Here is a 24,680-nt window from a genome sequence, read left to right as displayed (position 1 = left end):
ATCTTGTTGTCCCGCAGGCCATTCTTGGCGAGAATGGCCATATTTACTCCAATCCGCTCCACACCCCGGAAGCTACCATGTCCAATCCCGAGCTGGTGTTGCTGTTTCTCCTTGCCGCCGTCGTTGGCGTTCCCCTCTTTAACCGTCTGGGCATGAGCCCGGTGCTGGCCTACCTGGCGGCCGGGCTGGTGCTGGGCCCTTCAGTGCTCAACCTGGTCAGTGACGCCGAGACACTGCTGCATTTTTCCGAGCTGGGCATTATCCTGATGCTGTTTGTGCTGGGGTTGGAGCTGTCTCCGGCCCGGGTCATCCAGCTCAAAAGCGCCATCTTTGTGCTGGGCAGCGGCCAGATGCTGTTGACCATGGCCGCCTTTACCGGCGTGGGCATGGCCTTTGACCTTGGCTGGAAAACGGCCCTGGTGCTGGGGGCGGCCCTGGCCCTGTCCTCCACCGCCTTTGCAGTGCAGCTGCTTAAGGAACATGGCCTGCTGGCTTCCAAGCGTGGCCAGGACAGCTTTGCCATTTTGCTGTTCCAGGATATGGCGGTAGTGCCCTTGATGCTGATGCTGGCCTTTCTTGCCCCAGGGGGTGAAGAAACCCACCTGGCCCCCTGGTACTGGATACTGGGCGCCCTGGTCGGTATCGGGCTTTTTGCCCGTTTTGGCCTGGCCAGGCTGATGGAAGCGGTGGTGGCATCCAAGGTACGGGAAGTGTTGACCGCCCTGGCGCTGCTGCTGGTATTGGGCAGCGCCTGGATGATGGAGGAGCTGGGGTTGTCGGCCGGTATGGGCGCCTTTTTGGCCGGCACCCTGCTGGCCAATTCCTCCTACCGCCACCAGCTTCATGCCGACATCGAGCCCTTCAAGGGCCTGCTGCTTGGGCTTTTCTTCATGGCCATCGGCATGATGCTCAAACTCGACCTGTTGTGGACGGCGCCGCAGAAGGTGCTGGTGGCCATGGTGCTGTTCCTGGTGGTCAAAGTCGCGGTGCTGTGGCTGCTGGCAAGGCTCTGGGGCCATGGGGGTATCAATGCCTTGCAACTGGCGGTGCTGCTGAGCGAAGGGGGTGAGTTTGCCTTCGTGCTGGCCAGCCAGGCCGGCAACCGAGGCCTGTTGAGCCCGGACCAGCAAGAGCTGCTGGTGTTGGTGGTGGGGCTTTCCATGGTGCTGACCCCCTGGCTCTTTGGCTGGGTCAAAAAAGCCTGCAACAAGGTCCAACCCACCGAAGAGGCACCTGGCCCTGCTCCCAGCAACAAGCCCAGGGTCATCGTGGCCGGTTTTGGCCGTTTTGGGCAGATAGTCGGCCGGGTACTGGCCGCCTACCGCATTCCCTTTATCGCCCTGGATAAGAATGCCACCCACGTGTCCCTGGTGCGCCGCTACGGCGCCGAGGTCTTCCTGGGCAACGCCACCGAGTATGATCTGCTGGATCAGGCCAGGGCCCACGAGGCTGACATCCTGGTGGTGGCGGTGGACGACAAGCGCGATTCCATGGCCATTATCGCCCTGTGCCAGGCCCGCTTCCCCCACCTCAAGCTGCTGGCCAGGGCCATAGACCGCCTCCATGCCATAGAACTCAAGGAAAAAGGGATACACAAGGTGTTCAGGGAAACCTTCAACGCCGGCCTGCAGGCCACCCATGCCACCCTGATGGAACTGGGGATCCCCGAGTCGGAAGTGCTGGATATCATAAGCAAATTCCGCGAGCACGACGAAAAATTGCTGGATTCTGCCGTAGAGCACCTGGACGACGAAGAAGCGCGGATCCGCATGGTCAGGGCCAGTCGCCAGGAACTGGCCAAACTGCTGCGCCAGGACGCCGAGCTCTAAGGGCGCCAAGGCCTCCCAAAGGAGGCCTTGCACTCTTGAGCATCAAGCGACTGAAGATATAAAAAACCCGGCTTTCGCCGGGTTTTTTTATATCGCTATTATCAGGCCTTGTGTTGCTCGGCCAGATACAGCCAGGTATCCACCACGGTGTCGGGGTTGAGGGACACCGAGTCGATGCCCTGCTCCACCAGCCAGGCGGCAAAGTCTTCGTGGTCGCTGGGGCCTTGGCCACAGATCCCCACGTACTTGCCACGGGCCTTGGCGGCCTTGATGGCCATTTCCAGCAGCGCCTTGACCGCTTCGTTACGCTCGTCAAAGAGGTGAGCGATAATGCCGGAGTCGCGGTCCAGGCCCAGGGTCAGCTGGGTCAGGTCGTTGGAGCCGATGGAGAAGCCGTCGAAGTGATCAAGGAACTGGTCGGCCAACAGCGCGTTGGACGGCAGTTCGCACATCATGATCACCTTGAGGTCGTTCTCGCCGCGCTTGAGGCCTTGCTCGGCCAGCAGCTCGATGACTTTCTCGGCTTCGCCCAAGGTACGGACGAAGGGGATCATCACTTCCACGTTGGTCAGGCCCATGTCGTTACGCACCCGCTTGAGAGCTTCACATTCCATGGCGAAGCAATCGCGGAATTCGGGGCTGATGTAACGGCTGGCGCCACGGAAGCCGATCATGGGGTTCTCTTCGTGGGGCTCGTAAGCCTCACCGCCCACCAGGTTGGCGTACTCGTTGGATTTGAAGTCGGACATCCGCACTATCACCCGCTCTGGGCTGAAGGCGGCGGCCAGGGTGGCGATACCTTCCACCAGCTTGCTGATGTAGAACTCGCGGGGGCTTTCGTAGCCGGCCATCATCTCTTCGATTTCGGCCTTCAGGGCAGCGGGTTGCTGGTCCAGGTTCAACAGCGCCTTGGGGTGCACACCGATCATGCGGTTGATGATGAATTCCACCCGGGCCAGGCCGATACCGGCGTGGGGCAGGCGGCAGAAATCGAAGGCGCGGTCGGGGTTGCCCACGTTCATCATCACCTTCATGGGCAGGGGCGGCATCTTGCCCACTTCGGAGGTTTCCACCACGAAGTCCAGTTTGCCCTGGTAGATAAAGCCGGTGTCCCCTTCGGCGCAGGAGACGGTCACTTCCTGGCCGTCCTGGATGTGGTCGGTGGCATCGCCACAGCCCACTACCGCCGGGATCCCCAGTTCACGGGCGATGATGGCGGCGTGGCAGGTACGGCCGCCACGGTTGGTGACGATGGCGCTGGCGCGCTTCATGATCGGCTCCCAATCGGGGTCGGTCATGTCGGTCACCAGCACGTCGCCGGGCTTGACGAGATCCATGTCCTTGATGGATGCCAGCACCCGGGCAGTGCCGGCACCAATTTTGTGGCCGATGGCACGGCCTTCGGCGATCACCTGGGATTTACCCTTGAGGCTGAAACGCTCCAGCACCTGGCCGGACTCGTTGGAGCGCACGGTTTCGGGGCGGGCTTGGACGATGTAGAGATTGCCGTCCAGGCCGTCTTTGGCCCACTCGATGTCCATGGGGCGGCCGTAGTGCTTCTCGATGATCATCGCCTGTTTGGCCAAGTCTTCGACTTCGGCGTCGGTGACGGAGAAGCGCAGGCGATCGCTGGCCTCTACCTTCTCAACCTTGACCTGTTTGCCGTGGGCTTCGTCGCCGGAGTAAATCATGCGCTCGGCTTTGGAGCCCAGAGTGCGGCGCAAGATAGCCGGGCGGCCGGCGGCCAGGGTCGGCTTGTGCACGTAGAATTCGTCGGGGTTGACGGCCCCTTGCACCACCATTTCACCCAAGCCGTAGGCGGAGGTGATAAAGACTACCTTGTCAAAGCCGGACTCGGTGTCGATGGTGAACATCACGCCGCTAGAGGCGATGTCGGAGCGCACCATGCGCTGGATACCGGCAGACAGGGCCACGCCTTTGTGGTCATAACCCTGGTGCACACGGTAGGAGATGGCGCGGTCGTTAAAGAGAGAGGCAAAAACGTGCTTGATGGCTTCCATCACCGCATCGATGCCGCGCACGTTCAGGAAGGTTTCCTGCTGGCCGGCGAAAGAGGCGTCGGGCATGTCTTCGGCAGTGGCGGAGGAACGAACCGCAAAGGACACGGCGTCGCCATGTTCACCGGTAAGGGCGGCGTAGGCCTCACGAATGGCCTTGTCCAACTCCGGCTGGAAAGGAGTGTCGATGACCCACTGGCGGATTTGCGCGCCAGCCTTGGTCAGGGCGCTGACATCGTCGACGTCCAGTTTGTCGAGGAGCTCATAAATTTTGGCGTTGACACCGCTTTGCTCCAGGAATTCGTTAAAGGCGTGGGCAGTGGTGGCAAAGCCTCCCGGCACCTGTACACCCAGGCCTGAAAGGTGGCTGATCATTTCGCCCAGCGAGGCGTTTTTGCCACCTACACGATTGACATCGTTCATGCCAAGGTCTTGATACCAGAGTACATATTCTTGCACTGTCAGGACTCCCTAGATTTTCCAGCAGAAGGGTTTGTGCATTAGAGCGCGGCCATTCTACACTGCCGTCCGGCAAGCGGTAAAACGTTTGTCTTGCGCGTTGTTAACAGTCTACAAAAAGGCGTTTGAATGGAAAGGCACGTTTATTTTGTTTCAGATGGAACAGCCATTACCACCGAAGTGTTCGGTCACGCACTCCTTTCGCAATTCCCTGTTAAATTTAAACAATTTACCGAACCTTTCGTGGACAATGAGCGCCAGGTCAGCCGCGTTCTCGATAAAATAAGCCGTAGTTTTATTACAACAGGACAGCGGCCCCTGGTGTTCCACACTGTGGTGGATACCCGGCTGCGCGCCCTGTTCGACGAAGGTGATGGCATCTGTTATGACATCCTTTCCACCTTCGTCACCCCCCTTGAGGCGCAACTGGGGGTCAAGGCCGAACCCAAGATAGGCCGCTCCCACGGCATGATGGACGACGCCTACCATCACCGCATCGAGGCGGTGAACTACGCCATGGCCAACGACGACGGCGCCGTCACCAAGTATTACAGCGACGCCGACATCATCCTGATTGGCGTCTCCCGCTGCGGCAAGACCCCCACCAGCCTCTATCTGGCTCTGCAATACGGCATCAAGGCGGCCAACTACCCCTTCACCGAAGAGGACATGGATCACCTCAAGCTGCCCAGCGCCCTCAAAGACCACAAGCACAAGCTCTATGGCCTGGTGATAGACCCGGATCGCCTGGCGCAGATCCGCAACGAAAGGGCCCCCGGTACCCGTTATGCGTCCTTGCGCCAATGCCGGCTGGAAACCAAGGAAGTGGAGTTGATGTTCCAAAAGGAACGGATCCCCTACCTCAACACCACCCGCCATTCGGTGGAAGAGATCAGCGCCCATATCCTTCAGGACACCGGCCTGGAACGGCACAAGTACTGACACGAAAAAGCCCGCTTACGCGGGCTTTTTTATCAAGGCAGCAAGGCGTCGGCCCCAAGGCCGGGGCATTGCCCTGCCCTTTCCGCCTCCCTGACCAGGGCCTGCAGATGGCGGTTGATGGGGGTCTCAACACCGAGTTTTTCCCCTTGGGCCACCACATAGCCGTTGAGAAAGGCAATTTCGGTAGCCCGGCCGGCGGCCAGATCGTCATAAAGGGAAGAGCGGGCCTGGCTGTCCATGGCCAGCAGCTCCTTGGCCAGGCGGCTAAAGGCGCCGTCCGGTAAAGCCAGCACATAAGGGAGCAGCGCCGGTGGTGCCCCGGTGAGCTTGGCCGGCTTAACCCCCATGGCCTTAAACACCTTTAAGGCTTCTTTCTGGGCGCCGGCCAACACCTGGCGATAGCCTCGCTGGGACAACTCTTCCACCAGCGGCAAGCCACAGAGGCCGTTAATGGCGTTATTGAGGTTTAAAAGCAGCTTTCCGGCCAATACCCCTTGGATATCCTCCACCGCCTGGGCGCCCCAGGCGTGGGCAAAGGCCCCCAAGGCCTTGGGCACCATCACCTGGCCGCCGGTGCCCTGGTGCAGCTGGCCCTGGCCGCGCCAGACCAGGTTAAAAGGCACCATGATGGGCTGGGCATTGCAGCCAGATAGCGCCGCCACCCGCTCGGCGGCTCCCAGACCGTTTTGCGCCACGATAAGGGTGGGCTGCGAGGCCAACGCCGGGGCTATGGCGCCAAGCAGGGCCTCGGTGTCGGTGCGCTTGCAGGCCACGATCACCCAATCGAAGGGCCCATCGGCCTGCTGCACCACCTTGAGCTCGGCAAGGGACAAGGGGTCCCCTAGGCCACTGATGGTCAGCCCTTTGGCCAGGCGCGCCTGGGTGGCGGCGCGGCCCAGATAGGTGACATCCACCCCCGCTGCCTGCAGCCTGGCACCCAACCAGGTACCGATACAGCCGGCACCGGCCACCAGAACATTCGTCTTATCGATGATCACGCATATAATGCCGTACAAATATTTGCCCCAGCGTACAAGTGGCGCCGGGGAAAGAACAGGATTTTCATGACGTTCCTCGGAACCCCCCTGCCCCTGGTCAGCCCTGGGGCACTCAAAGCGTCCCTGGCGCTGACCGACCCGGCGGCCGTGGCCGCCAAACGCCAGGCCATTAGCGATATTCTCACCGGCAAGGACGACAGGTTGATGGTGGTCATAGGCCCCTGCTCCGTCCACGACCCCAAGGCCGCTTTGGAATACGGCCAGCGCCTGGCCGCCATCCAAGCCCGCTACCAGAAGCAACTGCTGCTGGTGATGCGGGTCTATTTTGAAAAGCCCCGTACCCGCCACGGCTGGAAAGGCCTGGTGTACGACCCGGAGCTTTGCGGGCAGTTTGACGTCAACCAGGGCCTGACCCAAGCCCGCCAGTTGCTGCTGGACCTGCACCAATTGGGCCTGCCCCTGGCTACCGAATTTTTGGACCTCACCACAGGCCATTACCTGGCCGATCTGGTGAGCTGGGGCGCTATCGGCGCCCGCACCACCGAATCCCAGGTACACCGGGCCCTGGCCTCGGCCCTGCCCTGCCCTGTGGGCTTTAAGAACGGTACCGACGGTAACGTGCGTATCGCCATCGACGCCATTCGCGCAGCCGCCGATAGCCACCTGCTGTTCGGCCCCAACGACCAGGGCCAACTCCAGGCCCTGGCCAGCGCCGGCAATGCCCAGACCCACCTGATTCTGCGCGGTGGCCTGCAACCCAACTACCAGGCACAGGCGATAGAGGCGGCCTGCGCAGCCCTTCGTCACGCCGCCCTGCCCGAGCGGCTGATGGTGGACTGCTCCCACGGCAACAGCCGCAAGGAATACCAGCGCCAGCACCAGGTGGCTGCCGACATCGGCGCCCAGTTGGCCGCCGGTGAGCACCGGATCTTTGGGGTAATGGTGGAGAGCTTTTTGGAAGCGGGCAGCCAGCCTGAAGGCCCCAAGGCCAGCCTGAGTTACGGCAAGTCCATTACCGACGCCTGCCTGGGCTGGGACGAAAGTCTGGTATTGCTCGACGGACTGGCAAAAGCCGTCCAAGGGCGGCGCCAATGTGCTAAAGCATAAATAAGGTCATAACAAAAAAGGGGCAGCCCCATGCGCGCTGCTTGCTGCTTGCTCTGGACCCTGGCCCTGCCAGTCTGCGCCATGGACGATGCGCCCCTGGCGCCACCCTCGGGTGGCGTTTATAGCTTGTCACAACCCCTGCACAGCCGGGAAACCAGCCTGGTCTTCCTCTGGCAGGCCCGCACCCAAGGGGTGCAAGAAGGTCTGGGTTTTGGCCTGGCTGCCAGCAACCACGTGACCCCTGAACCGGTCCGCCCCCTTCGCCACAAACTGGTGCTGCTGCTGGGTCAGCCTTTTGAAAACGAAGGGGTGCAATACCGCTACCGAGCCGGTACCAGCCAGGAATGGCTGGCCGAATACAAAAGGCGCCAGCTCGACCCTGCCAGTCCCACCCCCCTTCCCCTGGTGCAACGCACCCTGGGCTATCGCTACCTTTGGCAAGGCAACAGTCTGGAACTGAACCTCAGCGACCAGTCCCTGCCCGCCGACAAGGAGGTTGCCTTGTCCCTGTCTTTCCGTAGACGTTTTTAACGGAAACTAACTGTTTGTTTGAAAAGCCTTTCTAGCCCTACTTCAGGGTGGGAAAATAGCCACAACGGTTTCACAGGGAGTTGTACTATGAAGAAAGCCTATTGCTGTCTCGCCTTACTGCTGAGCCCCGCCATGGCCGCCGACTTTGGTCCTCTGGACGTCGCCAGCCAATCTCCCATACTGTCAAGCACCCTGGTACCCAAGCTCCACGAAGCAGCCGACGCCCACCAGGGCCCCAGCCGTTTTTCGGCCCGGGCCGCCATCGCCTCCATCTGGGACGATGCCCAGGATGGCAGTTACTTTTTCGACTATTACCAGAACGAAGTGGCCCTGAGCGCGGCTACCAACCTGGCCGAGGACTGGCGCCTGCACGGCAGCGCCGCCTATCACTGGGTGGGTAACAACCATCTCGATAGCCTGACCAAGGCCTTCCACCGCACCCTGGGCATAAGCCAGAACGGCCGTGACGATGTTCCCCGCCACGACAGCCACCTGCGTATCGGCGACAGGGAATGGCGCGGCTTTAACGGCGAAAGCCTGGACCGCACCTTGGATCTGTACCTGGAACATTATCTCTGGGGGTACGAGCGCCAGGCCCTGAGCCTGGGGGGCAGCCTCTTTTGGAATGACGTAGGTGGACCTTTTTCCCAGAGCCGCTTCGAGCAGGGCCTGCAGCTTAACTACAGCCTGACCCCCCTGGCAGGGCACAGGCTGCATCTGATGGCAGGGGTCAGCCACAGGAATGACGACGATTACCTGGGGATCCCCCTAAGGGACACCAACTGGAACGCCGCTGTGGGCTATCGCTACCAGTTGGCCCAGGCCCACAGCGTATTGGTGGAATACCACTTATCCCAGGGGCTGGCCAAGGACATGGGGCAACTGAGTGACGAAGTCCACGAGCTGATGCTGGGCTATCGCTACCAATGGCAGGATTCGGCACTGGAGCTGACGATGACGGAAAACGCCGTCTCCCATGACAACAGTGCCGATATTGCCTTTACCCTGGCCTACCGCTGGCAGCTTTAAGTCCCAAACACCAGGGTCAGGATCACCACCGCCGCCAGGTTCAGCCACAGGCCGGTGCGCATCATGGTCTTCTGGGGTACCAGGCCGGTACCGAAGACGATGGCATTAGGTGGCGTGGCCACCGGCAGCATGAAGGCGCAGGACGCCGCAATGGCAATCAGCACCGCCATGTTCTCAACCGGCAGGCCCAGCTCGGCGGCAATGCCGCCAAAGAGCGGTACCAACAAGGCAGCACTGGCGGTGTTGGACGCCAGTTCGGTCAGGAACACCACGAACAGGGCGATAAGGCCATACAGCAGCCAGACCGGCGCCCCTTGGGTCACCTCAGACAGGCCCTGGGCCAGCCAGGCACTGGTGCCGGTCACCTTGAGGATGGTCGACAGGGTTAGGCCACCGCCAAACAGCAGCAATACACCCCAGTCCACGTCCCGCTCTATGGCCTTCCAGGAAGACAGGCCAAGGGCGCCTACCAACACGGTCGCGCCCAGGGCCACCAGGCTATCTAGGCCCTTGATACCGCCCAAGGCCTTGCTCAGGGGTGAAGAACCAATCCAGCACACCACGGTGACGGCAAAGACCACCAGGGTCAGCACCCGGGCACGGGTCCACACGAAATCTTCACGCTTGGCTTCAACCCTCTGGTTGAGGCTGGGCTTGAGTTGCCAGTAAAGCAGCAGCCAGGCCACCGGCAACAGCAGGGCCACCATGGGCATGCCCACCTTCAGCCAGTCATCAAAGCCCTGGTGCAGGTAGGCAGCGGCAATGGCATTGGGGGGGCTGCCGACCAAGGTACCCATACCGCCCAGGCTCGCCGAGTAGGCCACCCCCAGCAGCACGAACACCTTGGTACCGGGAGACGGCTCTTCATCCAGCCTTTTAAGGAGGCCCAGCACCAAGGGCAGCATCATGGCCGCCGTGGCGGTATTGCTTATCCACATGGACAGGAAGGCGGCAGTGGCGAACAGCAGCAGCACCGACAACCAGAAGCGGCCGCCTGCCAGGCGCATCACCGCCGAGGCCATGGCTTTATCCAGGCCCTGCTCTTTAAGGGCAGAGGCCAGGGCAAAACCGCCCAGGAACAGGAAGATGATGGGATCGGCAAAACTGGCCAAAGCCGTTTTGACATCCAGAATATGCAAAAGGGCCGCTAGGACCGGGATCAGCAAGGCGGTGATGGTGACCGGCAAGGCTTCGGTCATCCACAGCACACCGGCCAGGATCAGGATGGCAAGGCCCGCATTGACCTGCCCGGCAAGTGGCGTAGCCACCACCAGATAAGCGCTGACCAGCAGGGCCAGCAACTGGATAAGACGAGAAACCATAAGCGTAGGAGATGATTATTGGGGGCCTAATAGTGGCAAAGATCCCCCCGGGGATCGAGCCTGACCAGTTGTTGCCCACTGGCCCTTGGTGGTCTTTTGACTGGCCTTTGCCGCCTCAGTGGCGCCAAAACAGCCCTGAGTGGTCAGCAAGGCCGGTTCGGTGTCTTTCTGAGGAATTTGCGATTGCCACAGGGGCGGGCCAAAAATGCCCAGCTCCTGTGGCTAAACGGTCGCTGTAACTGGCCTTTTTCTTACCTGGGGCCGACCGGCACCATGATGTGGGCATAGGGGGTGCCCTTCCACATCACATAGGGCCCACCCTGGTTGGGATCGGTGCTTATCCCCTCCAGCAGGGCCGGATCCGGTACCAGTATCATCAGGTGCGGCCCTTCCACCACCCATTGGTTGTCGGCAGTGGCCGACTCGGCAAAGGGATCGGTATTGCTGGACCCTTCATCCCCGGCCAGCATGTAGGCCATGCCCATGGCGTCGGGTTTAAAGTCGGTCTTGCCCATCCAGGCCTTGGCCCAGCGCTGCCAGAGCCCGTCCAGGCACATGCTGCTTTTGCCGTTGACATGGGGGCCGGGGTAACAGACCCAGCCGTTATGCCCTTGGCGCAGCACCTCACCGGACCACGCCATGATGGTGGCATCGCCGGTGATGGCGGCCGGGCCCGCCATCAGGGCGTCTTTGATCTGGGCCTTGGCGTCGGCCTCACCGGCCTGGGCCAGGCCAGCTGCCATGGCCAGGGTTGCACAGAGTAAAGCGCGTTTCATAACACCTCCTCACTACAGGGTTCCACCAAGTGAAGCACTGTCTTTGGCAGGCTGCCATCATCCTTACTCTTGGCGCAGCACCGGGTAGCGCAGATAGGCCTTATCGTAATAGGGGCTGCGCTCATAGAACCAGCGCAGCCTGGCATCCGGGTCCTTGGCAAAGGCCGGGTCGGCAAGGGCCTTGTCAAAGGCGGCTTTGATGGCCGGGTCAGCCAGCATGGCCTTGGCCATGGGCTCTACCACATAACCCTCCATGTACTCGGTGCGGCTGAACACCGTATTGAAAAAGCCCCATTGCAAGAAGCTGTCCGGCGCCGCCGGCTCCAGCAGCACCATGGCCAGGTTGCCAAGGGGCTGGTCGGTACTGATGCGCACCGAGCCGGCTGGCAGGGTTTGGGTCACCTCCTGCCAATGGCCCTTGGGGTTGACCCGAAAGTGCCCCTCATAGGGGCTGGCGGCAAAGTCGGCGCCGTCTATCCAAAATTGCCGGGCCTTGACCTGGGTGGGGCTGTCGAGGCGGGTCATGGCAATGCCCTGCTCGGCAAGGCGGCTTATTACCTGCTGCCACTGGGCCGGAATAAGGTAGGCCTTGGGGCGCGTTGCCGTGACGGTGGCTTTGTCCATGGGCCAGACCGGCACCTTGGGCCAGCTTTGGGGGCGGCCCAGCCAGCGGATCTCCTGGCGCCCGGAAATGGGGCTTTGATAATGCTCGAAGGCGACACCGGCCAGGGTGGTCAGGGTGGGGGCATCGCCCCGGCCAAAGGCCAGGGGCAGCTGCGCCGGCCGGGCTGCCCGGTCGGCGGCGATGGCCGCCTGCAAGTCAGTGCCCTTCTCGACCAGCAGTTCAAGGGCGCTTTGCACCAAGGCATAGGTCCCCAGCACCCGCCGCTGGTAGCCTTTTAGGCTGTGGTTTTCCACCAGCACGGTCGGCAGGTTGCGAAGGGGGCCATAGCCATTGGAATAGCGCGGCTCGGCCTGCCACAAGATGGCGCCTTTGTCGGGCTGGCGGCCGTCTTCCAGGAATAAAAAGTCCCCCGGCTGGTGGCCAAGGGCCTTGAGATCCCGATAGAGCCTTGGCCGAAAAACCCGGGTCAGCCAGCGGCTGCTGGCCGGGGCGTAGGTGGTGTTGATGGCCACCAGGCTGTCGTACTGCCAGTCTTCGCCGTCGGTCACATGCACATCGATATAGAGGCTGGGGTCCACCTGGTTGATAAGCCCCACCATGGCTTGCATCTCGGGGCTGTCCAGTTTGGTGTAGTCGCGGTTGAGGTTGAGGTTGCGGGCATTGGCGCGCCAGCCCATGTTCTGGGGGCCGCGCTGGTTGGGTCTGTTAAAGGGGCTGGCCCTTTCGTGGCCGTCGGCATTGAAGATGGGCACAAACACCAGGTTGACCTTGGCCAGCAAGTCCCGGTGCTGGCCGGCACCCCAGTCGCGCAGGAACATCAGGCCGCCGTCCTTGCCGTCTATCTCCCCGGCATGAATGCCCGCCTGCAACAGCAAGGTGGGCTTGCCGTTACCCGGTTGGCCCAAGGTGACCACCCACAGATCGCGCCCCTGGCCGCTTTTGCCGAAGCGGGCAAGCTTCAGCTCTGGGTGGGCGCTGGCCAGGGCCTTGAGGTAGGCCAGGGTGGCGTCGTAATCCGGGGTGGTCTGGAACTGGCTGGCCTCGGCCGGGGTAGGGTTTTGGCTGTCGATAAGGGCCAGGGTCTTACCCTGCCAGGGCAATTCGGGGGGCAAGGGGGCCGCCACAAGGGCGCCAAGCAACAAGGGTAGCAGCATGATTTTTCTCCTTTTTTGCTGTTTTACCTGGCTTGCAAGCCAAGCTCAAGGCGGACTCGGGCAGCCGCCTTGATGGCAGGGCGGACGCAAAAAAGCCGGCTGACGCCGGCTTCACTTCACACGCAAAACAGTATCCGGCTTTAGAGGGCCGGTTTTTCCAAAGAAGCCTTGAGGGCTTTTAGGAAACGGGCCGCTTCGCCGCCGGTGCAGGCCTGGTGGTCCATGGTCACCGACAGGGGCAGCATTTTCTTGGCTTGCCATTGGCCGTCTTTGAGCACGGCCGTTTCATAGCTGCGCCCTGCCCCCACTATGGCCACCTGGGGCGGCGTGATGATGGGATTGGCGTAACGGCCGGCAATGGCGCCGAAGTTGGACAGGGTGATGGTGGCGCCCTTGAGCTCGTCCTGGGGTACCCGGCGGTCCTTGACGTCCTTGATCATCTTGTCCAGGCCTTGGCGCAGGCTTTGGGTATCGCGGTTGGCGATGTCCCTCAGCACCGGCACATAGAGGCCGTGGGGGCTGTCCACCGCTATCCCCAGGTCCACCTTGTCAAAGAGGCGGCGGCTGTAGGTAGCGGCGTTGAAATGGGCGTTCAGGGCCGGTTCGGCGGCGCAGGCGTCGCTCATGGCCCGGATCAGCCGCACCGTCGGGTCCTGGCCCGGCTCCCAGTTGGAGACGTCGGCGTCGTCCATCAGGGTTACCGGCACTACGGTTTCAAAGGCGTGGCGCATGGCGTCGGTCATGGCGCGGCGCGCACCTTTGATGATCTCGTTGTTGGACAGGCTGTCGTCGGCTTCGAAGGCCTTTTGCACGTCCGCTTCGGTGACCACGCCGCCGTTGCCACTGCCTTTAAGTTCTTCGATATCCACACCCAGCTGCTTGGCCAGCAGGCGGGTGGCTGGCAGGGCCTGGATGCGTGAACCGGCTACCGGCGCCATGGCGTTACCGGCCACAAAGCTGTCTTCGCCGCCGGCTACGGCGCCATGGCCGGAGACCTTGCCCACCACGGTGCCGGCGTCTTCTTCTTCCCCTTCAAAGCCCACCAGGGGGGAGCCGGTGTGGATCACATCCCCTACTTCGCCAAACAGCTTGGCGATGGTGCCTTTGATGGGGGACGGGACGTCGACGATGGCCTTGGCGGTTTCCATGGAGGCCAGCACCTGGTCCACCTCTACCTCGTCACCGGCCTTGACATGCCATTCGACGATTTCGGCTTCGGGCAAACCTTCGCCCAGGTCGGGCAGTTTGAAGTATTTCATGCGCTGTGCTCCATGACATTTTTCACTTCCAGAAGAATGTCTTCCGGGTGGATCTGGTAGTACTTCTCGTTTTGGTAGTAGGGCATGGTGACGTCGTAGCCGGTGACCCTGGCGATAGGCGCCTTGAGATCCCAAAGGGCCTTCTCGGCCACCTGGGCGGCGATTTCGGCGCCCACACCAAAGCTCTTGGCCGCCTCATGGACGATGCAAAGGCGCCCGGTCTTGCGTACCGATTTCAAAATGGTGTCGATATCAAGAGGCTTGATGGTGGCAAGGTCGATGACCTCGGCACTGATCCCCTGCTCGGCCAGCTGCTCGGCGGCCACCAGGGTTTCGTTGACCGACGCGCCCCAGCTGACCAGGGTGATGTCGGCGCCTTGGCGCAGGATAAAAGCCACGTCCAAAGGCAGGGCCTGGCCGTTGTCTTGCACCTCGTGTTTGACGGTGCGGTAGATGCGCTTGGGTTCGAAGAACATCACCGGGTCATTGCTGCGAATGGCCGCCAGCAGCAGCCCATAGGCGCGGGCCGGGCTGGAGGGGATCACCACCCGCAGGCCCGGGATATGGGCAAACAGGGCTTCGACGCTTTCACTGTGGTGCTCGGGGGCATGGATAAAGCCACCAAAGGGCGCCCGGTAAACCAGCGGCAGGGTGATGCGGCCACGGGTGCGGCTGCGCATACGGGCCGCCTGGCAGATGATCTGCTCCATGGCCGGGAAGATAAAACCCTGGAACTGGAATTCCGCCACCGGGCGCAGGCCCTGGGAGGCCATGCCCACGGTCAGGCCGCCAATCAGGCCCTCGGCCAAGGGGGTGTCCATCACCCGCTTGAAGCCGAACTTGTCCTTGAGGCCTACGGTGGCCCGGAACACGCCGCCGTTGGTACCGATATCTTCACCCAGGCACACCACGTTCTCGTCGGCCGCCATTTCATGGTGCAGGGCCATGTTCACTGCTTCGAGCAGCGTCACCTTAGCCATGGTTACCTCCCGCCATGCGCATGGCCTTGTTGATCAGTTGCTGGCGCTGGCTGGCCAGCGGTTCCCCAAGGGACTCGTAGTGGTAATCGAACATGGCCTCGGGAGGCTCTTGGGTGGTGGCCAGGTACTGCTCCACGGCGGCTTGCACCTGCTGGTTGCAGTCGCTCTGCCAGGCCAGTTCCTTGGTTTCGTCCCAGACCCCTTGATTGTGCAGGTATTGGCGCAGGCGCTTGATGGGCTCGCGCTTCCAGGCGTCGTTCACTTCTTCGGCCGGGCGGTAACGGGTGGCGTCGTCGGCGGTGGTGTGGTCGGACAAACGGTAAGAAACCGCTTCTACCAGGGTGGTACCCTTGCCGGTACGGGCCCGTTCCAGGGCCTTTTTCATCACGTCAAAGACGGCGATGATGTCGTTGCCGTCCACCTGCACCCCGGGGATGCCGGCGCCCACGGCCTTCTGGGCCAGGGTGGGAGCACCGCACTGGATGGTGCGGGGCACCGAGATGGCCCACTGGTTGTTGTTGATCACAAAGACGCAGGGCAGCTGCCAGGCACCGGCGCAGTTGAGGGCTTCGAGGAAGTCCCCTTTGGAGGTGCCGCCGTCACCGATGGAGGTAACCGCTACCCGCTTTTCGCCGCGCAGCTTAAAGGCGGCGGCCACGCCGGTGGCATGGGTGCACTGGGTGGCGATGGGAACGCAGATGGGAAAGTCTTCGGACAGCTGGCCGTCGGGGCGGTTAAAATAGCTGCCCTGTTCGCTGCCGCCCCAATAGAGCATGTTGTGCACCATGGTGGCGCCGCGCATCAGCATGGTGGGCATATCGCGGTAATAGGGCACATAGACGTCTTCTACCGCCATGGACATGCCCACACCGATACCGACGGCCTCGGCACCCAGGTGCGACGGATAGGTGCCCATCTGCCCGGTACGCTGCAGGGCGATAGCTTTTTTATCGTAGGTGCGCACCAGCACCATGTTTTTATAGAAGTTGATCAACAGATCCAGGTCGTCTGCCCAGGCGGGTAGCGGCTGAACCACGTTGCCTTCGTCATCCAGGTAACGCACCTGGGTGACAGTTGACTTTGACGTAAAGGTCATACAAAAACCTTCTATTCCAGAACCGGCGGCGCCGGTTCTCCCCCAATGGATGAACTGCGCTGACTTTACCTTTACGTAAACTTCCTTTCAAGGCAAAGTCAGTCATCAGACCAGTCTTAAAAAAGCCCCGCTGCTGGCGGGGCTTTGTCATCAATCAAGCTGGGTGCGGGTTACCAACAGGCAAGCCCTCTGCCCTATCGCCACCTTGGCATTGGGGAAGATCACCGCTTCTTCTGCCAGCGCTACCCTGTGTTCCAAGTCGCCGTCCTGGGCCAACAGGTGGCCCTGGGGAAAGGGCGTAAAGTTCTCCACATCCTCACCGAAGGTAAAGCGAAAGGCTTCGCTGGTTTTATTGATCACCCGGCTGATGCGGTACAGGTTAAGCTTTGTCTCGTCATAAGGCGGTAGGACCAGCTCGGCCTGGCTGACCAGGGCCGCCAGGCTTTGCGCTGCGGCGGCAAAACGGCTCATGTCGTTCTCGCCAAAGGGCCTGACCTTGCCCAGTTCCACGGTAAAGCCGTGGGCGGCAAACTGCTGGGTGGAAAAGTAACTGAAAGTGGTAGTGGGGCTTTCCGACAGCAGCACCGTATCGACCCCGCAGGCGGCCAGGAACATCACCTGTTCGCGGCTGCGGGGCTTGCCGTGCAGGAAGGGGTAGACCACGAACTTTTCGTGCCGCGAGCCGCGAATGGCGGTGTGCAGATCGTAATGGAGGCGCAGGGCATCCTGGCGCTCTGCGCCGGGGCGGGCGTTGTAGAAACGGGCCACCGCCTCTTCCAGGGCCTTGGCCCGGCGCCGCTCGCCGTTGTCGCTGCCGCCCTTGGCGTGGGCACCGCTAAAGAGGCGGTTGAGGTTTTCTTCCAGCTCCCGCTTGCCGGCATTGATGGCCGGCGGGTTGCCGATAAGGATCAGCAGCCGGTGCGCCAAGGGCAGCTGGCCGCTCAACAGCGCCTTGGCCAAGTCCCGGACGATTTCGATGGGGGCGGTTTCGTTGCCGTGGACGCCGCAAGACAGAATGATGTCTTTGCGGCCGGGGTTTGGGGGGGTCAGGCAGAAAATGCCGCTGTCCCAGATGTCCAGGGTCAGGCCCTGGGCTGTGGTAAAGGACGCCGGCTCGGCCCCCTCGGGGTGGGCCAGGGTAAAGGCGAGGATATCGTTATCCTTGAACATGACGTCTCCCTTGACGCTAAGGCAGGGCAAGATAAAAGCGCCACCGGGGCGCTTTTATTACAGGCTTTATTGGCACGTTTTTATCACGCCTTGGCCAGCCAGTCGGCCAATAGCGCTTGTGCATCCTTAATGATGGCATCCAGGTGCGCCTGGCTTTTAAAGCTCTCGGCGTAGATCTTGTAGATGGGCTCGGTCCCGGACGGACGGGCGGCAAACCAGCCACTTTCGATCACCACCTTCAGGCCGCCAATGGCCGCGTCGTTGCCCGGCGCCCGGGTAAAGGCGTCGGCTACCGGTTCACCGGCCAGCACCGCCCCTTGGGCCACGGCACTGTCGAGGCGGGCAAAGCCGGCCTTGAGGGCGTCGGTGATGGGGGCGTCGATACGCTGGTACCAGGTGGCACCAAACTGGGCTTCAATCACGTCCTGGTAGTACTGGCTGGGACTCTTGCCGGTAACCGCCTGTATCTCGGCGGCCAGCAGACACATGATGATGCCGTCCTTGTCGGTGCTCCAGGGCTTGCCGTCCTGGGTGACGAAGGTGCCGCCGGCGGACTCTTCACCGCCGAAAATCAGCTGGCCGCCAAAGAGGCCTTCGACAAACCATTTGACCCCGACCGGGGTTTCCATAAAGGGCCGGCCGGCGGCGCGGGCTACCCGGCCGACCTGGGCGCTGGTCACCACGGTGGTGCCCACTCCCAGGGTCTGGGGCAGGTGCGGCCTGTGCTTTATCAGGTAGTCCACCACCACCGCCAGGTAGCGGTTGCAGTTAAGGAGCCCGGCGTCCGGGGTGACGATGCCGTGGCGATCGCCGTCGGTGTCGTTGCCCAGGGCCAGGTCGAACTTGTCCTTGACGGCAATCAGGCTGGCCATGGCATGGGGGCTGGAGCAGTCCATGCGGATCTTGCCGTCATGATCGCAGGGGATAAAGCCAAAGCGGCTGTCGACCCGGTCTTCCACCAGGCTGATGTTCAGATCCCAATGCTGGGCAATGGCGTGCCAGTAGTCGATAGCGGCGCCGCCCATGGGGTGTACCCCCAGGCGCAGGCCGGCCCGCTTGATGGCCTCCATGTCTACCACTTCCCCGAGGCGATGCACGTAATCGGCCATGAAGTCGAAGCGTTCGGCATGGGGGCTGGCCATGGCCCGCTCGAAGCTCAGGGTTTGCACCCCTTCGAGGTGGGCTTCGAGGTAGGCGTTGGCCCTGGACTGGATCACCTTGGTGACATTGGTGTCGGCCGGGCCGCCATCTGGGGGGTTGTACTTGATGCCGCCGTCTTCCGGGGGATTGTGGGAAGGGGTCAAGATCAGGCCGTCGGCATTGCCCTGGTGGGCCAAAATGGCGTGGGACACCGCCGGGGTCGGGGTCAGCTGGCGGTCTTCAAAACGCACGGTAACGGCGTTGGCGATCAATACCCTAAGCACGGTGGCAAAGGCCGGGTAAGAGAGGGCGTGGGAATCAAAGCCCAGGTACAAAGGGCCGCTGATGCCCTGCTCTTTACGGTGATCGGCCACCGCCTGGGCCACTGCCAGCAAGTGGGCCTCGTTAAAGGCCTTGTTGAGGCTAGAGCCCCGGTGGCCGGAGGTACCGAAACTGACCCGTTGGGCCGGTACCGTAATATCGGGCTGCAAGGTGAAAAAGGCGGTGACCAGTTCGCTTGGGTCAATCAGGCTTTGGGCCGCCGGCATCTTGCCCGCGTTGGGGTGTAGTGACATCTGCTCTCCCTAGATCTTGTCGGCAAAGGCTTTGACAGCTTCCTCGTCGTAACCTAACTCCGCCATGACTTGCGCCACGATAGTGCGTTTTTTCTCGGTGTTGTTGTTGGTCACTACCCAGTATGGGCTACCGCTGATGGCCTTGGGATTGGTGGACTTGCCAGCCTGGTTCAGCTCTTCGCTGCTGGTGGCAAAGTAGAGGCGGTCGCGGCCCCGGATATTGAGCACCACCCCAAAGGCGTCACCATGGCGCTGGTAAAGCTCGGTCAGGGCGCCGATAAAGCGGCCGACGGCGCTGTTGGCTTCCATCTGCGGTTTGGCGGCTGGGGCAGCAGGAGCAGCCGCAACGGCGGCAGTGCTGGCGACCTGGGGCTTGTCCTGAAGCTTTTCTTGCGGCTTTTCCAGGGGGGCGAAGCCCAGCAGGCGGCGCAGGATCTCGGAGGCGCTTTCGCCGATGTTCTGGGTATTGGATGCGATGTAGTGATACAGCTCGTCATCGACTTCGATGGTTTTCATGCCTTATCTCAAGGTCTTGTTCATGTCTTTGGCGATTATACATAGGCAGCCGCCATTTGCATGCCCGCCTCGACCTTTGCACAATAGCAGCCCCTTGTAGGAGGCAGCAGATGCTCAATTATCAGCAAAGGGGCCAGGGCCCCGACGTTATTCTGGTCCATGGCCTGTTCGGGTCCTTGGACAACCTCGGCAATTTGGCCCGGGCCCTGGAAGATGCCTTTACCGTCACCACTGTGGACTTGCGTAACCACGGCAAGTCCTTTCACAGCGACGACATGAGCCTCAACGCCATGAGCGAAGACATCATCAGCCTGATGGACGCCCTGGGCATTGCCAAGGCGCACCTGGTGGGCCACTCCCTGGGGGGCAAGGTGGTGATGCAGGTGGCCCTGAGTCACCCCGAGCGGGTGGCGCGCCTGGTACTGGCCGACATAGCCCCTGTCACCTACCAGCACCGCCACCACGACAACGTCTTTGAGGCCCTGACCCACGTCGACCCGGCCGGCTACAACAGCCGCAAAGAAGTGGAAGAGGCGGTCAGCCCCTATATCAGCGAGCCCGGGGTGCGGCTTTTTATCCTCAAGAACCTGCAAAAGGGCGAACAGGGCTTTTACTGGCGCCTTAACGTGCCGGTGCTGGTGTCCCGTTATGACGAGGTGCTCAAGGCCCCCGAAGGCCAGCCCTTTAGCGGCCCTACCCTCTTTATCAAGGGCGGCGACTCCCCTTACCTGACCGAGGCCCACAGCGGCGCCGTGCAGGAACGCTTTCCTGGGGCCAAACTCAAGGTCATCAGCGGCACCGGGCACTGGCTGCACGCCGAGAAACCGGCCGTGTTCAATAAGTTGGTCAGGGACTTTTTGAGCTGACCGGTCGCCTTGGGTATAATCCGGCGGTTCTTGTGAAGGGTAACGGCAGTCCATGCTGGCAGAGCACTATGAAACCCTAGAGGCGATAGGCCTCAACCTGTTTTTTCTGGCCATCTTCGTATTGATAGGCCTGGCCATCCAGGATGTGCTGAAAAGGGGAAACGTACCTAAGTTCGGCCGCTATATCGTCTGGCTGGTGCTCTTTCTGGGGTGTGCGGGGTTTATCTCCAAAGAAGTGATTAGACTCATCTGGGAAAGTTCAGGTATCGGTTAATGGCCAAAGAGAGTTCGGACAGGATAACCATTGACCTGTTTGCCGAGGAAAAACGCCGGGGGCGTCCAAAAACCAATCCCCTCCCGCGCCAGGTACAACTGAAGGTCAACAAACGGAACCAGATCAAAAGAGACAAACAAAAAGGGCTGAAAAGGGTGGAACTGAAAGTCGAATCCGCCCTCTTTGATACCCTCAACGATCTGGCCAAAGCGCAAAGCATCAGCCGTAGCGAATTGATAGAAAACATATTGAAAGCCGGCGTCGAGGAGCTCGATGCCGCCAACACCGAGAGGAATTGAGTCGAATGGCATCTGTAGGTCTCTTCTTCGGCAGCGATACCGGTAACACCGAAGCCGTCGCCAAAATGATCCAGAAGCAGCTGGGCAAGCACCTGGTGGAAGTCCACGACATCGCCAAGTCCAGCAAGGAAGACATCGAGGGCTTCAGCCTGCTGCTGCTCGGCATTCCCACCTGGTACTACGGTGAATCCCAGTGCGACTGGGACGATTTCTTCCCCACCCTCGAAGAAATCGACTTCTCCGACAAGCTGGTAGCCATCTTCGGCTGCGGCGACCAGGAGGACTACGCCGAGTACTTCCTCGACGCCATGGGCACCCTGCGCGACATCATCGAAGCCAAAGGCGCCACCATCATCGGCCATTGGTCCACCGAGGGTTACACCTATGTGGCCTCCAAGGCCATGGCCGACGACAACCACTTTATTGGCCTGGGCATCGACGAAGATCGCCAGCCCGAACTCACCGCCGAGCGGGTGGAGAAGTGGGTCAAGCAGGTATACGAAGAGATGTGCCTGGCCGAACTGGAAGACTAAAAAAAGCCCCTCGATTGAGGGGCTTTTTTTCAGACGCCGGGGCGGTAGCGGCGCTTGAGGCGGATATAGAGGGTTCGCTCTATTTTGGCCACCAGGTCCCCTTTGCCGTCTTTGACGTCGGTGACGATCTGCGGCAGGTGCTTCTCCCCGGCCACCGTCGCCCCTTCAATCTCGGCCAGCATCTGCTCTGTCACCTGGAATTCGGCGTAGACTTTACCTACACCGGGCTTCTCAAAATGGATTTTGGCGGCCCTGTCCCAGACATGGTAGCGCTTGCCCAGTATCCCCATCAGCATCAACGCATAGATGGGGTCTGTCATGGCAAAGAGGCTGCCGCCGAACTGGGTACCGTTGGCATTTTTGGTCCAGGGCCGGTTTTTCAGCTCCACCCGGCAACGGCGAAAATCTTCAGACAATTCAACGATACGGATCCCCGTAAACAGAAAAGGCGGCCAGAAATTCAGCAGATGCCGGATCCGCGTACCTTTTTTAAACAACCATGCTTTCATCATTCACCTAATCGATAAAATCGAACAAATACTGGTATCATGCCACTGGTAAAGGCCGGCCCACTTGGGTACCTTTCTCCTGATAACCAACGCGGGCTATCCCGCCCAAAACACGAACAGGACCATTCATGGCGGACGAGAATCAAGCGCTGCGCGACGCTGGCCTCAAGGTCACCCTGCCCAGGGTCAAGATCCTTGAATTGCTGCAACAGCCCGACTTCCAGCACATCAGTGCCGAAGATCTCTACAAAAAGCTCATTGAGCTGGGCGAAGAGATCGGCCTGGCCACCGTCTACCGGGTACTGAACCAGTTCGATGACGCCGGTATCGTTACCCGCCATCACTTTGAAGGCGGCAAATCCGTCTTCGAACTCTCCCAAAAACACCACCACGACCATCTGGTCTGCCTAAAGTGCGGCTTGGTGGTGGAGTTTATGGATGAGGTCATTGAACAGCGCCAGAAAGCAGTGGCTAAAACCAACCACATCAAACTGACGCACCACAGTCTCTACCTCTACGGCGAGTGTGAAGACACCGTCTCATGCGACAAACGCCGTCGCGGTGAAGACTGAAAAGAGGCCAGGTTATCCTGGCCTCTTTTTTTCCTAGAGCCGGGCCGCCAATTCGGCGCCCTGGCGAATGGCGCGCTTGGCGTCGAGCTCAGCCGCCACGTCGGCGCCACCGATAAGGTGCGCCTGCACGCCCTTGTCGGCCAAGGCCTGCCACAGGCCCTTGTTGGGCTCCTGGCCGGCGCAGAGCACAACCTGGTCCACATCCAGCACCATGGTCTGTTCGCCCTTGCGGATATGCAGGCCGGCATCGTCGATGCGCTCGTAGCTCACCCCTGACCACATCTTGACCCCAAAGTCTTTGAGGGTCTGGCGATGCACCCAGCCGGAGGTTTTGCCAAGGCCCTTACCCACCTTGCTGGCCTTGCGCTGCAACAGCCAGATCTCCCGGTGGGCCTCAGGTTTTTGCGGCACCTTAAGGCCGCCCGCCGTGCCCAGAGCCTGGTCCACGCCCCACTGGGCCAGCCAGCGGTCCTTGTCGAGGCTGGCCGAGGGGCCCTGTTCTGCCAGGAACTCGGCCACGTCAAAGCCGATACCACCGGCGCCGATAATGGCCACCTTCTTGCCCACCGGCTTGTTGTCCCGCAGCACGTCCAGGTAGCTCAGCACCTTGCTATGGCCGACGCCGTCTATGGCCGGCCGGCGCGGGTTGATGCCGGTAGCGATAACCAGCTCGTCAAAACCGGCCTCGGCCAAGCCCTCGGCGGTCTGGGGCGCGTTCAGGCGCACTTCCACAGCCAGGTCAGCCAGGCGGTTTTTGAAGTAGCGCAGGGTCTCGTAGAACTCTTCCTTGCCGGGAATGCGCTTGGCGTAGTTGAACTGGCCACCAAGCTCGGCGGCGGCGTCCATCAGCACCACCTGATGGCCCTTCTCGGCGGCGTAGCAGGCAAAGGCCATACCGGCCGGGCCCGCCCCCACCACGCCGATGCGTTTGGGGCTGGCGGCGGTCTTGAAGATCAATTCGGTTTCAAAACAGGCCTGGGGGTTGACCAGGCAGCTGGCCCTTTTCTGCTCGAACACGTGGTCCAGGCAGGCCTGGTTACAGGCGATACAGGTGTTGATGCGGTCGGCGCGGCCTGCGGCAGCTTTGTTGACGAAATCCGGGTCGGCCAGCAGCGGCCTTGCCATGGACACCATGTCCGCCTGGCCACTTTGCAGGATCTCCTCGGCCACCTGGGGGTCGTTGATGCGGTTGGTGGTAATAAGGGGCACCTTGAGGCCCTCGGCCTTCATCTTGGCGGTGACCCAGCTAAAGGCGGCCCTTGGCACCGAGGTGACGATGGTGGGGATGCGCGCCTCATGCCAACCGATACCGGTGTTGATCAGGGTCACCCCGGCCTCTTCCAGCCAGCGGGCCAGCTGCACGGCGTCGTCCCAGGTCATGCCCTCTTCCACCAGCTCCAGCATCGACAGCCGGAAGATGATGATAAAGTCGCTGCCGACCCGGCTGCGCACCGAACGGACGATCTCCAGGGCCAGGCGGGCGCGGTTTTCAAAGCTGCCGCCCCAGGCATCGCTACGCTTGTTGGTGCGGCTGGCCAGGAACTGGTTGATAAGGTAACCCTCGGAGCCCATCACCTCGACCCCGTCATAGCCGGCCTTTTGGGCCAGGTAGGCGGTCTTGGCAAAGGCCTTGATGGTGCCCTTTATCTGCCGCTCGGACATGGCGCCGGGCTTGAAGGGGTTGATGGGGGCCTTCTTGGCGCTGGGGGCCAGGGAAAAGGGATGGTAGGCATAACGGCCGGCATGGAGAATTTGCAGGCAGATCTTGCCGCCGGCCTCATGGACCGCCTGGGTCACCACCTTGTGCTTTTTGGCCTGGAAGCCAAAGGACAGCTGGCTGCCAAAAGGCGCCAGGCGGCCACGGAAGTTGGGGGCTATGCCGCCGGTGACGATAAGGCCGACGCCGCCTTCGGCGCGGGCCTTGTAGAAGGCGGCCATCTTTTCAAAGCCATTTTTTTCTTCTTCAAGGCCGGTGTGCATGGAACCCATCAGCACCCGGTTTTTCAGGGTGGTGAAACCCAGGTCCAGGGGGCTGAGCATATGGGGATAGGCTGCATTCATCGCTCAAGTGTTCCTTTTCTTTTTTGGCAAGCCTACTCAT

Annotated in this window: 23 protein-coding genes; 10 read left to right on the top strand and 13 right to left on the bottom strand. The window is 61.2% G+C overall.

Translation table 11 applies throughout. The features are described 5' to 3' along the window. The first annotated feature begins 77 nt into the window (after window positions 1–77). A complete protein-coding gene (locus B3C1_RS00855) occupies window positions 78–1,829 on the top strand; it encodes a cation:proton antiporter domain-containing protein (protein ID WP_008482263.1) in 1,752 nt (583 codons plus the stop codon). Window positions 1,830–1,930: 101 nt separating this feature from the next. On the opposite strand, the gene ppsA is transcribed toward B3C1_RS00855, so the two are convergent. Further along, complete coding sequence (gene ppsA / locus B3C1_RS00850) at window positions 1,931–4,312, bottom strand: phosphoenolpyruvate synthase (RefSeq protein WP_336391099.1); 2,382 nt, start codon at window positions 4,310–4,312, stop codon at window positions 1,931–1,933. Between the two features lie 123 nt (window positions 4,313–4,435). Here ppsA and ppsR point away from each other — a divergent pair, with 123 nt between their 5' ends. Beyond that, window positions 4,436–5,248: a posphoenolpyruvate synthetase regulatory kinase/phosphorylase PpsR gene (gene ppsR, locus B3C1_RS00845; RefSeq protein WP_008482261.1), complete on the top strand. Its 813-nt coding sequence runs from the start codon at window positions 4,436–4,438 to the stop codon at window positions 5,246–5,248. Between the two features lie 32 nt (window positions 5,249–5,280). Here the strand turns inward: ppsR and B3C1_RS00840 are convergent, their stop codons facing one another. Then, entirely contained in the window at window positions 5,281–6,246 is a 966-nt protein-coding gene (locus B3C1_RS00840) for a 2-dehydropantoate 2-reductase (protein ID WP_192813326.1), read from the bottom strand. Window positions 6,247–6,312: 66 nt separating this feature from the next. Here B3C1_RS00840 and B3C1_RS00835 point away from each other — a divergent pair, with 66 nt between their 5' ends. The 3 genes from B3C1_RS00835 (at window position 6,313) to B3C1_RS00825 (ending at window position 8,913) form a co-directional block, all read left to right on the top strand. Further along, complete coding sequence (locus B3C1_RS00835) at window positions 6,313–7,353, top strand: 3-deoxy-7-phosphoheptulonate synthase (RefSeq protein ID WP_008482259.1); 1,041 nt, start codon at window positions 6,313–6,315, stop codon at window positions 7,351–7,353. A 30-nt stretch (window positions 7,354–7,383) separates the two neighbouring features. After that, window positions 7,384–7,884: a hypothetical protein gene (locus B3C1_RS00830; RefSeq protein WP_008482258.1), complete on the top strand. Its 501-nt coding sequence runs from the start codon at window positions 7,384–7,386 to the stop codon at window positions 7,882–7,884. A gap of 87 nt (window positions 7,885–7,971) precedes the next feature. Next, a complete protein-coding gene (locus B3C1_RS00825) occupies window positions 7,972–8,913 on the top strand; it encodes a DUF3187 family protein (protein ID WP_008482255.1) in 942 nt (313 codons plus the stop codon). On the opposite strand, the gene B3C1_RS00820 is transcribed toward B3C1_RS00825, so the two are convergent. The 9 genes from B3C1_RS00820 to B3C1_RS00780 all read right to left on the bottom strand — a co-directional run bounded on the left by B3C1_RS00820 (window position 8,910) and on the right by B3C1_RS00780 (window position 19,526). After that, on the bottom strand, window positions 8,910–10,235 hold the full coding sequence (locus B3C1_RS00820) for an SLC13 family permease (RefSeq protein WP_008482254.1): 1,326 nt from the start codon (window positions 10,233–10,235) through the stop codon (window positions 8,910–8,912). The genes B3C1_RS00825 and B3C1_RS00820 overlap by 4 nt on opposite strands. A 251-nt stretch (window positions 10,236–10,486) precedes the next feature. Continuing rightward, window positions 10,487–11,011 (bottom strand): hypothetical protein, encoded by a 525-nt coding sequence (locus B3C1_RS00815; protein WP_008482253.1) that lies wholly within the window; start codon window positions 11,009–11,011, stop codon window positions 10,487–10,489. Window positions 11,012–11,074: 63 nt separating this feature from the next. Further along, window positions 11,075–12,790 carry a M14 family metallopeptidase gene (locus B3C1_RS00810; protein ID WP_008482252.1) on the bottom strand — a complete coding sequence of 572 codons (1,716 nt, stop codon included), beginning with the start codon at window positions 12,788–12,790 and terminating at the stop codon, window positions 11,075–11,077. A gap of 140 nt (window positions 12,791–12,930) precedes the next feature. Continuing rightward, window positions 12,931–14,049 carry a dihydrolipoamide acetyltransferase family protein gene (locus tag B3C1_RS00805; RefSeq protein WP_008482251.1) on the bottom strand — a complete coding sequence of 373 codons (1,119 nt, stop codon included), beginning with the start codon at window positions 14,047–14,049 and terminating at the stop codon, window positions 12,931–12,933. Further along, on the bottom strand, window positions 14,046–15,029 hold the full coding sequence (locus B3C1_RS00800; RefSeq protein WP_008482248.1) for an alpha-ketoacid dehydrogenase subunit beta: 984 nt from the start codon (window positions 15,027–15,029) through the stop codon (window positions 14,046–14,048). Before B3C1_RS00800 ends, B3C1_RS00805 begins: the two co-directional genes overlap by 4 nt. Then, window positions 15,022–16,125, bottom strand: coding sequence for a pyruvate dehydrogenase (acetyl-transferring) E1 component subunit alpha (gene pdhA, locus B3C1_RS00795; RefSeq protein WP_008482247.1), 1,104 nt, complete (start codon window positions 16,123–16,125; stop codon window positions 15,022–15,024). Before pdhA ends, B3C1_RS00800 begins: the two co-directional genes overlap by 8 nt. A 150-nt stretch (window positions 16,126–16,275) precedes the next feature. After that, window positions 16,276–17,295 carry a succinylglutamate desuccinylase gene (gene astE, locus B3C1_RS00790; RefSeq protein ID WP_008482246.1) on the bottom strand — a complete coding sequence of 340 codons (1,020 nt, stop codon included), beginning with the start codon at window positions 17,293–17,295 and terminating at the stop codon, window positions 16,276–16,278. 83 nt (window positions 17,296–17,378) lie between these two features. Next, window positions 17,379–19,010 carry a phosphohexomutase domain-containing protein gene (locus tag B3C1_RS00785; RefSeq protein ID WP_008482245.1) on the bottom strand — a complete coding sequence of 544 codons (1,632 nt, stop codon included), beginning with the start codon at window positions 19,008–19,010 and terminating at the stop codon, window positions 17,379–17,381. Between the two features lie 9 nt (window positions 19,011–19,019). Next, window positions 19,020–19,526: a hypothetical protein gene (locus tag B3C1_RS00780; RefSeq protein ID WP_008482243.1), complete on the bottom strand. Its 507-nt coding sequence runs from the start codon at window positions 19,524–19,526 to the stop codon at window positions 19,020–19,022. Window positions 19,527–19,636: 110 nt separating this feature from the next. On the opposite strand from B3C1_RS00780, the gene B3C1_RS00775 reads away from it, so the two are divergent. Genes B3C1_RS00775 through fldA form a run of 4 tightly spaced genes read left to right on the top strand, consistent with a single transcriptional unit; the run spans window position 19,637 to window position 21,498 of the window. Then, entirely contained in the window at window positions 19,637–20,392 is a 756-nt protein-coding gene (locus B3C1_RS00775; protein WP_008482241.1) for an alpha/beta fold hydrolase, read from the top strand. 52 nt (window positions 20,393–20,444) lie between these two features. Further along, the gene (locus B3C1_RS00770; protein ID WP_008482239.1) at window positions 20,445–20,666 is read left to right on the top strand and encodes a DUF2788 domain-containing protein; all 222 of its coding nucleotides are present in this window, start codon (window positions 20,445–20,447) and stop codon (window positions 20,664–20,666) included. Then, complete coding sequence (gene ybfE / locus B3C1_RS00765; protein WP_008482238.1) at window positions 20,666–20,965, top strand: LexA regulated protein; 300 nt, start codon at window positions 20,666–20,668, stop codon at window positions 20,963–20,965. The genes B3C1_RS00770 and ybfE overlap by 1 nt, the downstream gene beginning before the upstream one ends. Before the next feature lie 5 nt (window positions 20,966–20,970). After that, window positions 20,971–21,498: a flavodoxin FldA gene (gene fldA, locus B3C1_RS00760; protein WP_008482237.1), complete on the top strand. Its 528-nt coding sequence runs from the start codon at window positions 20,971–20,973 to the stop codon at window positions 21,496–21,498. Between the two features lie 29 nt (window positions 21,499–21,527). Here fldA and B3C1_RS00755 read toward each other — a convergent pair whose 3' ends face one another. Further along, window positions 21,528–22,007, bottom strand: coding sequence for a DUF4442 domain-containing protein (locus tag B3C1_RS00755; RefSeq protein ID WP_035480647.1), 480 nt, complete (start codon window positions 22,005–22,007; stop codon window positions 21,528–21,530). A 128-nt stretch (window positions 22,008–22,135) separates the two neighbouring features. On the opposite strand from B3C1_RS00755, the gene fur reads away from it, so the two are divergent. Beyond that, entirely contained in the window at window positions 22,136–22,579 is a 444-nt protein-coding gene (gene fur, locus B3C1_RS00750; protein WP_008482235.1) for a ferric iron uptake transcriptional regulator, read from the top strand. 33 nt (window positions 22,580–22,612) lie between these two features. Here fur and B3C1_RS00745 read toward each other — a convergent pair whose 3' ends face one another. Continuing rightward, on the bottom strand, window positions 22,613–24,640 hold the full coding sequence (locus B3C1_RS00745; RefSeq protein ID WP_008482234.1) for an oxidoreductase: 2,028 nt from the start codon (window positions 24,638–24,640) through the stop codon (window positions 22,613–22,615). Between the last annotated feature and the right edge of the window lie 40 nt (window positions 24,641–24,680).

This window comes from Gallaecimonas xiamenensis 3-C-1, from assembly GCF_000299915.1.
GTDB lineage: Bacteria > Pseudomonadota > Gammaproteobacteria > Enterobacterales > Gallaecimonadaceae > Gallaecimonas > Gallaecimonas xiamenensis.
The sequence above is the reverse complement of the archived record's forward strand: the minus strand, read 5'-3'. Positions and strand labels throughout refer to the sequence as shown.